Origin of the sequence: Pseudooctadecabacter jejudonensis (genome assembly GCF_900172275.1) — a bacterium.
Classification (GTDB): Bacteria; Pseudomonadota; Alphaproteobacteria; order Rhodobacterales; family Rhodobacteraceae; genus Octadecabacter; species Octadecabacter jejudonensis.
This window is the reverse complement of sequence record NZ_FWFT01000001.1, coordinates 195549-208769: the sequence shown is the minus strand read 5'-3', so window position 1 is coordinate 208769 and position 13221 is coordinate 195549. Positions and strand designations below refer to the sequence as shown.

The 13221-nt window shown below is 58.0% G+C and carries 10 protein-coding genes and 1 tRNA gene; 5 read left to right on the top strand and 6 right to left on the bottom strand.

The annotated features are described in order from the left end of the window. Positions 1–596: 596 nt before the first annotated feature. A complete protein-coding gene (locus tag PSJ8397_RS00990; RefSeq protein ID WP_085862704.1) occupies positions 597–1604 on the bottom strand; it encodes a hypothetical protein in 1008 nt (335 codons plus the stop codon). Between the two features lie 311 nt (positions 1605–1915). Next, positions 1916–5590, bottom strand: coding sequence for a vitamin B12-dependent ribonucleotide reductase (locus PSJ8397_RS00985; RefSeq protein ID WP_085862703.1), 3675 nt, complete (start codon positions 5588–5590; stop codon positions 1916–1918). A 551-nt stretch (positions 5591–6141) separates the two neighbouring features. On the opposite strand from PSJ8397_RS00985, the gene PSJ8397_RS00980 reads away from it, so the two are divergent. Continuing rightward, entirely contained in the window at positions 6142–6606 is a 465-nt protein-coding gene (locus PSJ8397_RS00980) for a hypothetical protein (protein WP_235000532.1), read from the top strand. Between the two features lie 31 nt (positions 6607–6637). Here the strand turns inward: PSJ8397_RS00980 and PSJ8397_RS00975 are convergent. The 4 genes from PSJ8397_RS00975 to pdxH form a co-directional block, all read right to left on the bottom strand. Next, a tRNA-Pro gene (locus PSJ8397_RS00975) sits at positions 6638–6714 on the bottom strand. A 62-nt stretch (positions 6715–6776) separates the two neighbouring features. Further along, positions 6777–7268 (bottom strand): DUF192 domain-containing protein, encoded by a 492-nt coding sequence (locus tag PSJ8397_RS00970; protein ID WP_085862701.1) that lies wholly within the window; start codon positions 7266–7268, stop codon positions 6777–6779. Further along, the gene (locus PSJ8397_RS00965; RefSeq protein WP_085862700.1) at positions 7241–7768 is read right to left on the bottom strand and encodes a cold-shock protein; all 528 of its coding nucleotides are present in this window, start codon (positions 7766–7768) and stop codon (positions 7241–7243) included. The genes PSJ8397_RS00970 and PSJ8397_RS00965 overlap by 28 nt, the downstream gene beginning before the upstream one ends. 117 nt (positions 7769–7885) lie before the next feature. Beyond that, the gene (gene pdxH, locus PSJ8397_RS00960; protein WP_085862699.1) at positions 7886–8506 is read right to left on the bottom strand and encodes a pyridoxamine 5'-phosphate oxidase; all 621 of its coding nucleotides are present in this window, start codon (positions 8504–8506) and stop codon (positions 7886–7888) included. Between the two features lie 160 nt (positions 8507–8666). On the opposite strand from pdxH, the gene fabI reads away from it, so the two are divergent. From fabI to PSJ8397_RS00940, 4 genes are all read left to right on the top strand, one after another. Beyond that, positions 8667–9479 (top strand): enoyl-ACP reductase FabI, encoded by an 813-nt coding sequence (fabI, locus tag PSJ8397_RS00955; protein WP_085862698.1) that lies wholly within the window; start codon positions 8667–8669, stop codon positions 9477–9479. A gap of 5 nt (positions 9480–9484) precedes the next feature. Further along, on the top strand, positions 9485–10015 hold the full coding sequence (gene gpt / locus PSJ8397_RS00950) for a xanthine phosphoribosyltransferase (RefSeq protein ID WP_085862697.1): 531 nt from the start codon (positions 9485–9487) through the stop codon (positions 10013–10015). 119 nt (positions 10016–10134) lie between these two features. Continuing rightward, positions 10135–11304, top strand: a complete 1170-nt coding sequence (locus PSJ8397_RS00945; protein ID WP_085862696.1) for an aminotransferase — start codon at positions 10135–10137, stop codon at positions 11302–11304. Between the two features lie 72 nt (positions 11305–11376). Then, positions 11377–13221 (top strand): peptidylprolyl isomerase, encoded by a 1845-nt coding sequence (locus PSJ8397_RS00940; RefSeq protein WP_085862695.1) that lies wholly within the window; start codon positions 11377–11379, stop codon positions 13219–13221.

The window sequence follows — 13221 nt, the reverse complement described above, 5'->3', positions numbered from 1 at the left end:
GCATCCGATACTAAAAGATTCGGCATGCCCAGGGTAACAGAGCAGCCCTTTTTCCCGGGCGAACAGTCCTGCACCCTCGTCCAGTGCCGTCTCTCAGGCGAAGGCTTCGAACAACAGCGCCCATCGCCGCCGAAGTGTCCCAGCCCGCCTGTGCTTGATCCGATCACCTCAAGGCTATCGAAGTAAAATCGCGGAAAGAAATCGGGACCAAGACTCGCCCCAACAGTGAGAGCGGTTTGTATTAAGTTGAACGGCCTTCAAGACCCTGCGCGATGTACAATTGAAGCCTTGGTCAGGAAACCCTTCTGGCCCCTGCGCTGACACGACTATCAACTGCTTTTGCAGACAGATCCAACTCTGGCTGGGTCATTTGCCAAACTGGAAAAGAACCTCTGACGTCTGCGTTTAGAACCAGGTCCGTTCAAAAATGTGTGGGGCCCCATCAGTTCGGGCCTTTGTACTTTCAATGTCCGCTTTCAGATCTAAGGAGCTTTCACATTGCATCCGCAGCGAATGTCTCCTTCCCGCCCATCGGTTTAAGGCAACACTTCCACCTTCCACCCCACACTCTTGGACATCGCGCCATCGGTGTGGAATTAAGCGTTTAACTCCTTAAGAAGTACATAAACCTCATATTTGTCGATTAGGATCGAAGAAAAGACATTCTGCTCCTTGGCTCTGAAAACTCTTTTCAAGCGACCCTCCAAAATGTGGTTCAAGATCCGATCTGTAGGCACCCCGTGCTTTCGAACTGCGTCAGAAATACTGGTCAACGACGCCCATTTATCGGATTCAGGAAAGGACCCCAAGAACTCCAGCCACGACACGATGGTCGCCTCCGTAAATCTTGGGCGAGCACTGTCTCCTCCCTCGCCAGGCTTGATCAGATCTGCTTTTGTCAGTGTCTCCATTTGTCCTCGTGTAAGCCCCAATCCCTTTTGGGCCGCAGAGAATGCAACTGAACCACTTGCCTGTTCGAGCAATTCCTTAGCTGCATTCGCATCAAAGATAACCTCGAAATCAGGGCGATCCGTCTCCGGTATGATGTCAGCATCGACCAAAAGGCGCCGCAAACGTTTCGGATGAAGATCATGGGTCTTTGCCGCGGTCCTGATCGAATGTAGCCGCCGTTCGGTCAAAACGTGGTCGAGTGCCTGTTCACCAGCCCCAAGTGGCCAGCTACCCAATATGTGTTGGCGCAAAGCCTCCCGAAGTGGCTCATATTCAGGGCCATACCCTGCCCCGCGTTTTCGCCAATCATATATCCGGCCGTACTGGGCTTGAGGGCGGTCCTGCGGTTTGCCCGGGCTCAATCTGAGGTTTTCAAAGTATGCGACCACTTCAGATTTATCTGCGTTAATAAGTCGAAACCCCGCCGATGTCGCAATTGCCAGCTCTAGTTTTGACAGAGACCGAAGGGTTGCGGTCTTTCCAGATATCAATGAGACGCCCAGCATCTCACAAATTGCGCCTAACGCGCCAATCGGAAAGTGACGAGCCCAACCGTCTGGCTGTTCACCAGCAAGCCGCCGCGCGACATGTTCTTCAAATTGGCCACCGTCATTGACCTCCTGATCGGGTTCACACTCCACAACTTCGAACATCCACGGGAGCCAAACGAAACGATCCCGCCCTACTCATCGTCGACGAACTCCAAAGAATGCCTATTATAAGTTGTACGCCGTCCTCTCCCTGAGCACCCTCAAACATTCAGCCTGAAGATCAGCATCCGATATTCAGGGAATTTTGAAATTCCGACAAAATTACGGCTTCTGACAAAAAGAAAAAAGGGGGGACCGAAGTCCCCCCTGTAAGTCTCGCCACTCAGGCTCATTCTAGTGTACCGCCCGGTATTCTGCCTGCGGCCTGAGGGCTCTCACGAAGGCGGGCGCAGTGCCCGCCTTCGGAACTCGTATCAGCTGCAGCCGGACGTGCCACCGCAGGTGTTGCACTTCATGCAGGTGCCGTTGCGCACCAGCGTGTAGTTGCCGCACTCGCCGCATGGATCGCCTTCGTAGCCTTGCATCTTGGCCTTGTCGCGGGCCGACATGCTGACCGTACCGGAGGACACAGCCGTGGCCCCGCCGGTCGCTTGCGCCATGCCGCCGCCTGCACTGACCGCCGGCACAATGGTGTCCAACGCAACTGCGGCGTCCCCATCTGTAAAGGCCACAGCCCCTGCCCCGCCTTGCAACACAACCAGTTCGTTTGGCACGCGCTTACGCAGGTAGCCGGTGGAGCTGATCTGCTTAAGCACCTCGAGAGACTTCGTCGCCGCGGTCTCAGACGGCTCAGAGATGTTGGACACGCCCTCTTCCTCACCACGACCCAGATCATCGAAAGACGCGCCTTCGGGCTTCACATGGGCCAGATCGGTGCGGTCCAGATAGGACACAGCCAATTCGCGGAAGATATAGTCAAGGATCGACGTTGCGTTCTTGATGCTGTCGTTGCCCTGAACCATGCCAGCCGGTTCAAACTTGGTGAAGGTGAAGGCGTCTACGAACTCCTCCAGCGGCACGCCGTACTGCAGGCCCACGGACACGGCGATGGCAAAGTTGTTCATCATCGCACGGAAGCCAGCGCCTTCCTTGTGCATGTCGATGAAGATCTCACCCAGATTGCCGTCTTCATATTCCCCGGTGCGCAGATAGACCTTGTGCCCACCAACGATGGCCTTTTGGGTGTAGCCCTTGCGGCGTTCGGGCATCTTCTCGCGGTGCGATTTGATGACCTCTTTGACGACGACCTTTTCGATGATCTTTTCGGCGATGACCTGTGCCTTCTCCATGGTGGAGCCGGATTCGAGAACCTCTGCGGCCTCGTCATCATCCTCGATCAACGCTGCCGCGAGGGGCTGGGACAACTTGGACCCATCTCGGTAAAGCGCGTTGGCCTTGATCCCCATGGCCCAGCTGCGTTCATAGGCCTTTTGGCAATCTTCGATGGTCGCATCGTTGGGCATGTTGATCGTCTTTGAGATCGCGCCGGAGATGAAGGACTGTGCCGCAGCCATCATGTCGATGTGCGAGTTCACGGACAGGAACCGCTTGCCCTTCTTACCGCAGGGGTTGGCGCAGTCGAAGACGACATAATGCTCTTCTTTCAGGTGCGGTGCACCTTCCAGCGTCATGGTCCCGCAGACGTGATCATTGGCAGCATCCACATCGGCCTTGGAGAACCCAAGGGACTTGAGCAGATCAAACGTCGGGTCGTTCAGCTTGTCGGCCGGAATGCCCAGCACGTCTTTGCAGAACTCTTCGCCCAGCGTCCACTGGTTGAACACGAAGCGGATGTCGAAGGCCGATGGCAAGGCCGCTTCGATCTTGTCGATCTCGGCCTGACCAAACCCGTGACCCACCAGCGACGTGTGGTTGATGCCCGGTGCGTTGCCCAGCGTGCCGTGGCCCACGGCGTAGGACACGATTTCCTCAGACTGGCTGGAAGAATAGCCCAGTTTCGCCAAGGCCGCAGGCACCGACTGGTTGATGATCTTGAAATAACCGCCACCGGCCAGCTTCTTGAACTTCACCAGCGCGAAGTCGGGCTCAATCCCGGTTGTGTCGCAATCCATGACCAGACCGATGGTGCCTGTTGGGGCAATCACGGTGGCCTGTGCGTTGCGGTAGCCGTGCTGTTCGCCAAGCTTCAACGCTTCGTCCCAGCAAGACATCGCCAGATCGACAAGGCGGGTGTCGGGGCAATTGGCGTGATCCAAGGCGACAGGCTTAATCTCGAGGGCTTCGTACCCGTCGGACGCCCCATAGGCCGCGTTGCGGTGGTTGCGGATGACGCGCAGCATGTTGTCGGCGTTCTTTTTGTAGCCCGGGAAGGGCCCCAGCTCACCGGCCATTTCGGCAGATGTCGCGTAGCTGACACCGGTCATGATGGCGGTCAGCGCACCGGCCAAGGCACGGCCCTCATCGCTGTCATAGCCCAGACCCATATTCATCAGCAGGCCGCCGATGTTGGCATAACCCAGACCCAGCGTGCGGAAATCATAGGACCGCTGGGCAATTTCCTTGGACGGGAACTGCGCCATCATCACAGAGATTTCCAACGTGACGGTCCACAAACGGGACGCATGCATGTAGTCCTCGACCTGGAACGTGCCGTCTTTGTAGAAGGTCAGCAGGTTCATGGACGCCAGATTACAAGCCGTGTCATCAAGGAACATGTATTCGGAACACGGGTTCGATCCACGGATCTCACCATCGGCGGGGCATGTGTGCCAGGCGTTGACCGTGTCGTGATACTGGATGCCTGGATCAGCACAGGCCCAAGCGGCGTGGCCGACCTTTTCCCACAGCTCACGCGCTTTGATCACCTTAGCGACCTCACCGTTCTTACGGTTGATCAGCTTCCAGTTGGCATCGTCTTCGACGGCCTTCAGGAAGGCGTCGGTGACGCGGATCGAGTTGTTGGAGTTCTGGCCGGACACCGAGTTATAGGCCTCGCTATCCCAATCCGTATCATAGGTCGGGAATTCGATCGATGTGTGACCCTGCTTTGCATAATCCAGCACACGTTTGACGTATGTCTCTGGGATCATGACCTTTTTGGCGTCACGGATGGCTGTTTTCAGCTGCTCGTTCTTTTTGGGGTCATAGGCGTCTGCCTCGGCCCCGTCCCAGCCGCGAATGGCGGCAAAGATGTCGTTGAGCTTGGCTTCGTGCATTTTGGAGCCCGCGACGATGGACGCCACTTTCTGCTCTTCCAGCACCTTCCAGTTAATGAACTCTTCGATATCGGGGTGGTCGGCGTCAACGATCACCATCTTGGCCGCGCGGCGGGTTGTGCCGCCGGATTTGATCGCACCAGCTGCACGGTCACCGATTTTCAGGAACCCCATCAAGCCGGAGGATTTGCCACCACCGGACAGCGCCTCGCCCTCACCGCGAAGGGAGGAAAAGTTGGTGCCGGTGCCGGAGCCGTATTTGAACAGGCGCGCCTCACGGACCCACAGATCCATGATGCCGCCGTCGTTCACCAGATCATCGGCCACGGACTGGATGAAACAGGCGTGTGGCTGGGGGTGTTCATAAGATGACGTCGATTTCGTCAGTTTCTTGGTTTTGTAGTCCACGTAGTGGTGGCCCTGTGCAGGCCCATCGATGCCGTAAGCCCAATGCAAGCCGGTGTTGAACCACTGCGGGCTGTTCGGGGCCGCCCGCTGGGTCGCCAACATGTAGCGCATTTCGTCAAAATAGGTGCGGGCGTCCTCTTCGGTGGTGAAATAACCACCTTTCCAGCCCCAGTACGTCCATGCACCGGCCAGACGATCAAACACCTGCTTGGCCGACGTCTCACCGCCCATGGTGGCACCCTCAGCCGGGGCCGAGCGCCACAGGAACTCAGGAACGCCCTTCTCTTCGACCTTTACGGTGTCAGACGGAACGCCCGCCTTGCGGAAATATTTCTGCGCAATCACATCGGAGGCCACCTGGCTCCACGCGTCCGGGATTTCACAATCGTCCAGCTTAAAGACAACCGTCCCATCCGGATTGCGGATCTCAGACGTAGCGGATTTGAACGCCACCTCTGCGTAGGCGTCCTGTCCGGACTTTGTGAAATTACGTTCGATCTTCATAATAGGTGCCCCTGTCCTAGCGTGCCGTCTCTGCGGCGATCCAATGTCCCGTCATCCAACCCGTGGTGTAGGCTGGCGTGTCTTGCAGGATCGATCGTTGAGCGCGGGCCGCACGACGCCGCCCCCTCCGCCAGAGGGGCCGCAACCTCAGTTCACCGATTGGCGTGCTGATGCGTCGTTACCTGTCCCACGCTGGCCTCGCCACTATATGTTGTGTCGTTCGATCCAGCTCGCACAACTTGGCGCAACTACACCTAGGGGGTCAACGGAATTTTTACCCTAAATATGGATTAAATCTTCTTGACCCAGTGTTAACGATATTACCGCGAAATTGATCCCCGATTCCCCCTCATACTTGCACACAGGACAACGGGCCGGGCAGGACACAGCCGCAGTTGCAAAAACTCAAAGAATGACAGCACACTATGGTTAATACCTCACGCAATGCATGAGTTATCCACAGGCAGGCCGAGGGCGGACACCCTGACTTGAGGTCGCACGGTGCGGCTCTAGATGTGGCAAGGCGGACACGCTCCGATCAAAGGAAGTAAATGATGAAATACCTCTCAATGGTTGCGATATGTGGTGTGGCCGCCTGCGGAGATACCACATCATCTAGTGGGTCGTTTTCCGCAGGCGCACAACCACAAGGTGCGGTTCAGGCCTATTTTCAAGGCTATCCCGACGCTTTGTTTGAAGGGGGGGAGGCCGTTTGCAGTGGCCCGGGCCAAATGGTCGTCCGCCCGAACCCCAATGAGGTGCGATGCGAATCGTTGCCAGACCCAGCGTCCGCGGCCGCCCTGATTCTGGAATACAACGGAACCGTGGAAAACCTGCCCCGCTTTGTCATCGCCTTTACCGGACAATCGGACCAGACCGGCTACCTGGTGACGGCGGACAGCTACATCCGCGTCCCCGGACGCGATGGGCAAATACAACAACTGCGCTTTCCCGACGACCGGATCGCCGCAGAATTCACAGCGCTATTGAAAACAGCAGGCGGCCGCCCCTTATAGGGACGGCCCGCTGTATCACGATATGTGAAGATGGTCGGGGCGAGATGATTCGAACATCCGACCCCCTGTACCCAAAACAGGTGCGCTACCAGGCTGCGCCACGCCCCGGACCGAGGCCTGATCTAAGGCGTGTTGTCTGATTTGAAAAGAGGTAATTTGCCCAAAAGGTGTTAATTGTCGTCACAGGGCCAAACGACGTCACCGGTAAGCTGTGGGTGCCGGATCTGATCCCCGGCAGTCAGGCCCAAACGGTCAGACATGCCGCCATTGATCTCAAGCACATACATGATTTCCTCACCGCCAAAGATCGGGGTTTCATCAAGCGGCACAGCGTTTTCGTGGATTTTGTCGATGACACCATCGGCACCCACGAAAATCATGTCCAGCGGGATCAGTGTGTTGCGCATCCAGAAACTGGTCGGCTGCGGGCGCGCAAATACAAACAACATTCCTTCAAACGGGCCCATCTGTTCTACGAACATCAGCCCCTGCCCCCGTTCGGCCGCGTCATCCGCAACCGTAACCGTGAACTCCGCCTCGCCAAATGCGCCCCGCACTGAAACACTGTCCGCGGAACACACCTCCGCAGAGACCTGCGCCGCCATCAAGAAGACCGCACCGGCCCCTATGGCTGTCAGCTTTTGTCGGTCGCACTTTCCCATGGCAAAACCTCAGCGGCCATCAGCCCGCGTTTGCCGTCAATGGTCCGCAGCGCAATCGCCTCGCCCGGGATCAGATCAGCGAAGCCCGCCTGACGCAAGACTTCGACATGCACAAAGACGTCAGCGGATTGCCCAAAGACATTTGCGAACCCGAAGCCTTTGACTTTGTCGAACCACTTTACGCGTGCAGCCTCAACGGGCGCGTTCATGATCTCCTCGGGGTCGAAGTCCGCGAAGTCCCCCAGAACTGCGATGGGGTGGCTTTCCTGATCGATAGACACCACCTCTGTTGCTTGAAGGCCGCGTTCGGTCTCAACCACTGAGACCGTGATCGCGGCACCCTCCGCAACGGAGCTTTGCCCATAGGTGCGCAGGACGTTCGCATGCAGCAAAATGTCAGGGCCACCGTCACGCGCGACCACAAAGCCGAACCCCTTCGTTGGGTCGAACCACTTAACGTTGCCGTCAATTACCGCACCGACATTTTGATCATTTGTCATGTCTTGCCCTTACCGTCATGCCTTCTGGCAATCCGGCCCATCTTTAGCGCAAACATGACCTGATACACCCAGCAATACAAGCGCATTTCGGGGGTAGATTTTCACGAAGCGCGAAATTTAGGGGTTCAATCTGTCAATTGACCAAGGGGCATTTCGCCCTTCGCGCGACCACTTGAACCGATCATGCAACCGAAAGTCGCCGTCAGCCCAAAACTCAATCTCAACCGGCGAGAGTCTGAACCCACCCCAGAAGTCGGGACGATCCGGATTTGTGCCGTGTTTGGCCGTCACCTTAGCGACCTCAGCCACCAACGCCGCACGGGATGACAAGGGCTGAGACTGCTTCGACGCGATTGCACCAAGCCTGCTTTTGAGACTGCGGGACGAAAAATAGGCATCCGCCGCCTCTCCCTCTTCGCGGGTCACAGTGCCCCGCACACGAATTTGGCGACGCAGACTTTTCCAATGCATCACAAATGCCGCTTTACCGGATTGGTCCAGTTCCTGCCCCTTCTGGCTGGAATAATTGGTGTAGAAGACAAACGCGCCATCGCCGTCGCCATAGCTTTCGACGTCCTTAAGCAAGACCATCCGCGCATTGGGCAACCCAGACGCGTCCACCGTCGACAGTGCAATGGCATTGGGGTCGTTGGGCTCTGACGCCTCTGCGTCCGCCATCCATGTCCGAACGATTTCAAACGGGTCCTCGCCTGCGAATTTTCCGCTTCGATCTGCCATAATCTGTCCTTTTGGTCCGTTACGGGGTGCAAGGTGGCGTTCTGGCGGGGCGGGTCAACCCCGATTGAGGTCGGATCCGCCCTCACTTGAAGAGGATCGCCCTATCGCCTAAACCGAACGCGAGATGTGTGGGGCGGCCCTTGGGGCCCGAAAGGAAATTATGTCATCCAATTTGATGCAGGGAAAACGCGGCCTGATTATGGGGCTGGCAAACGATAAATCCATCGCATGGGGCATTGCCAAGGCGCTGTCCGAGGCCGGCGCCGAGCTTGCGTTTTCGTATCAGGGGGAAGCCTTGAAAAAACGGGTCGGACCGCTGGCTGAAAAGCTGGGCTCAGACATGGTTCTGCCGTGTGATGTGTCAGATGCGACCTCAATCGATGCGCTGTTTGACGGCATTAAGGAACAGTGGGACAACATTGACTTCGTTGTCCATGCCATTGGCTTTTCAGATAAAAATGAGTTGCGCGGCCGCTACGTAGACACCAGCGCAGACAACTTCCGGATGACCATGGATATCTCGGTCTATTCTTTCACAGCCGTGATGCAGCGCGCAGAAAAAATGATGAATGCTGGCGGAAGCGCGATCACGTTGACCTATTACGGCGCAGAGCGGATCATGCCGCATTACAACGTCATGGGTGTCGCCAAAGCCGCCCTTGAGGCCAGCGTGCGCTATCTGGCTGAAGATCTGGGCAAGGACGGCATCCGCGTCAACGCAATTTCGGCGGGTCCGATCAAAACGCTCGCAGCATCCGGCATTGGCGATTTCCGATACATCCTGAAATGGAACGAATATAACTCGCCCCTGCGCAAGAACGTCAGCATTGATGAGGTCGGCGGGTCCGCGCTTTATCTGTTGTCCGACCTCAGCGCAGGTGTGACCGGCGAAACCCATCATGTCGATGCGGGCTATCATGTGGTCGGCATGAAGGCCGTCGACGCGCCCGACATGTCCCCCAACAAGGATTAAGCGCAATGAGCACCAGCGCAGAGGGCCGCCTGCCCCACGAAAAAGGCTTCCACATCTCATGGGATCAGATCCACCGCGACAGCCGCGCCTTGGCGTGGCGGCTGGATGGGAAAGGCCCCGATGGTGGCGCATGGCGCGCGGTTGTCGCCATCACCCGTGGCGGCATGGCCCCCGCAATGATCGTCGCGCGCGAATTGGATATCCGCAAAGTCGATACCATTTCGGTCATGTCCTATCACGCGGGCGGCGGCAAAGCCGATCAACGTCGTGAGGCGCAGGTCCTCAAGGCACCAGACGCCGACGTCATGGGCGACGGCACGGGGATCCTGATCATCGATGATCTGGTCGACAGCGGCAAAACGCTGGAACTGGTGCGTCAGCTATATCCCAACGCCCACTTTGCCACCGTCTACGCCAAGCCTGAGGGCGAACCACAGGTGGACACGTTCATCACCGGCGTCAGCCAAGACACATGGATTTTCTTTCCATGGGACATGGCCCTGCAGTACGTCGAGCCCTATCGAGGCAAGGACTAAACATCACCCCGGCCCTCCGGGGGGAGTTGTATGTGCCAAGATGAAGAAGGGCGCCCTTTTCATCTGACCCAAAAAACTCCCGCCGGAGGCATCCAACCGACGCGACAAGAGGCCCCCCTATGACGTTTTCGCGCACCGCCACCACGTTTCCCCCCCCGGTGATGGAGGCCCGCCGCTGGCTCGATGGTGTCGATTTTTCTGATCGCCCCTTGATCAACGTCAGCCAAGCCGCCCCTGTTGATCCTCCGCCATTGGCGCTGCGTCAGGAACTGGCGCGGATCGTCGTTGAAGATGACGAAAGTCACTTGTACGGGCCGGTTTTGGGCCTGCCTTTCCTTCGCGAGAGGGTCGCGCTGGATTGGTCTGCGGCCTACGGGGGTTCTATCTCGGACGACAACGTGGCCATCACATCAGGCTGCAATCAAGCCTTCACCGCTGCAATCGCCACATTGTGTGCCGAAGGCGACGAGGTGATTTTGCCTGTCCCCTACTACTTCAACCACCGAATGTGGCTCGACATGGCAGGCGTCACGACCGTGCCTTTGACGGCACAGGCTGGCTTGATCCCCAGCGCCGAGGATGCAGCCCACCTGATCACCGACAAGACCCGCGCCATTGTGCTGGTGACCCCCAACAATCCTGGCGGTGTGGAATATCCGGCTGAAACGGTACAGGCCTTTGCCGATCTGGCCCGTCGTTGTGGTGTCGCGCTCATTATCGATGAAACCTATCGCGATTTCGACAGCCGAACCGGTGCCCCGCACCCTTTGTTCTGCGATCCCGAGTGGGGCGACACCCTGATCCAACTGTATTCTTTTTCAAAAGCCTACCGTTTGACCGGCCACCGCATTGGCGCCATGATCGCCTCAACCGAGCGACTGCGTGAGGTTGAGAAGTTTCTTGATACCGTCACTATCTGCCCCAACCAACTGGGCCAGCGCGCCGCTCTTTGGGGGATGGAGAACCTGGGCGAATGGTTGGCGGGCGAACGCCTTGAAATTCTCGACCGACGGGCCGCCATCGAGGAGCAAATGCCGCGACTGGCCGAAAAAGGCTGGCAGCTTGAGGGCTGCGGGGCCTATTTCGCCTACCTCCGGCATCCCTTCCCCCTCCCATCTGATGAATTGGCCCGCGTGCTGGTGCGCGACGCAGGTGTGCTGACCCTGCCGGGGACCTTCTTTATGCCTCAGAGCGGTGGGACGCAGCATCTGCGCATCGCCTTTGCCAACGTCGACCGCGCCGCCATCACAACCTTGTTTGACCGTCTGGCGGCATTCCAACCCAGCTAGCGCCAACTTCACTTGCACCCCGTGCAGCACCCACATAGACAGGGGCAAACGGGATTTCAGGGGCGTGCAGTCATGGCCAAAGCAGGTAAGACGCGAAACTTCTTCGTATGGATCATCATGGGCCTTCTTTTTATCGGTCTCATGGGGTTTGGTGCCACCGGGTTGACGGGCACCGTTCGGTCCATCGGCAGCGCGGGCGAGAAACCGATTTCGGCACAAAACTACTACCTTGAAGTCCAAAACCGCATTCGCTCTGCCGCAGCCCAGCAAGGCCGCGCAATTTCCTTCCCCGAGGCCGAGGCCGACGGCATTCCAGCCCTTGCGTTGCAAGCGGTCGTCGGGCGTCGGGCACTTGACAACGAAGCCGCCACACTGGGTCTGTCCGTCGGGGATGAGGTGATCAGCGAACAAGTCCTGGCAACACCGTCATTCCGTGGTATCGACGGCTCATTTGACCGGACGCAATACCGCGAAGCGCTGGCGCAATCCGGCCTCAGTGTGCGCGAATACGAAGACAGCCTGCGCGATCAGGCTTCCCGTGCCTTGATCCAGGGGGCGGTCTTTACCGGCATCCCCGATCCACAGGTCTATGCCGACACATTGGCGCAGTTTTCCCGCGAGGGCCGGACGTTCACCTGGGCCTCCTTAACGGAGGCCGACGTTGAAATCGTGCTGCCAGAACCGTCTGAGGATGACCTTCAGGCGCATTATGACGCAAATCCCGATCTGTACCGCACCCTTGAGACCCGCGAGATCCGCTATGTCTGGCTGACGCCCGATATGATCCAAGACGAGACGCCGGTGGATGAAGACGAATTGCGCGCCGAATACGACGCGCGGCTTGAGGAATTCCAACAGCCCGAACGTCGTCTGGTCGAACAATTGGTGTTCTCCGACGCCGAGGCAGCTGAGGCTGCGCTGGCGCAGATCGAAGCGGAAGAGACAACCTTCCCCGATCTGGTGGCTGCACGCGGTCTGACCTTGAATGACGTCGACATTGGCGACGTAACAGAGGCTCAGATGGACGAGGCAGGCCCTGCCATTTTTGCGGCACAGACAGGCGACACCGTCGGCCCCTTTCCCACCGATCTGGGCCCTGCCCTGTTCCGCATGAATGCCATTCTGGCGGCCCGCAACACGACTTTTGAACAGGCGCTGCCCGATCTGCGTGAAGATCAGGCAGCCGCCCGTGCGCGTCGGATGATCGAAGACCAAATCGACCCGATCACCAACCTTCTGGCCGGTGGCGCGCTTTTGGCCGATGTGGCCGACCAGACCGAGATGGAGCTGGGCACCATCGACTGGACCACAGATGTCACAGACGGCATCGCTGCCTATGCCGCCTTCCGCGACGTGGCCGCTTCGACCGATGTGGGCGATTTTGCTGAGGTTGAGGAACTTGACGACGGTGGCCTTTTTGCCCTCGAGGTCGTCAGCATCCGCGCGCCAGAGGTTCCTGCCCTTGACGACATTCGCGCCGACGTGATTGCAGGCTGGGAAGCCGAAGCCACGGCCGAAGCCATCGCGGAGGAGGCCGAGGCGCGCGCCGCACGTTTGCGCGAAGGGGTCGAATTTTCTGCCGCAGACCTGGACAGCATTCAGGAAACGAACCTTACCCGCCGCGCCTTTGTAAATGGCACCCCCCCGACCTTCATGACAGACGTCTTTGACATGGCCGTGGGCGACATTCGCGTTTTACCAAATGACGGCGGGGCCATTGTTGTGCGTCTAGACGCCATCACGGCTGCCGACGAAACCGACGCGGCCTTCGCTGCAGAGGCCACTGCGCTGTCTGAATCCGCCGCCCAAGGCATCGCGCAGGACATCTATGAACTTTATACCCGCAACATTCAGGTCAACACCGACGTGCAACTGAACCAAGCGGCCATCAACGCAATCCACTCAAACTTCCGATAA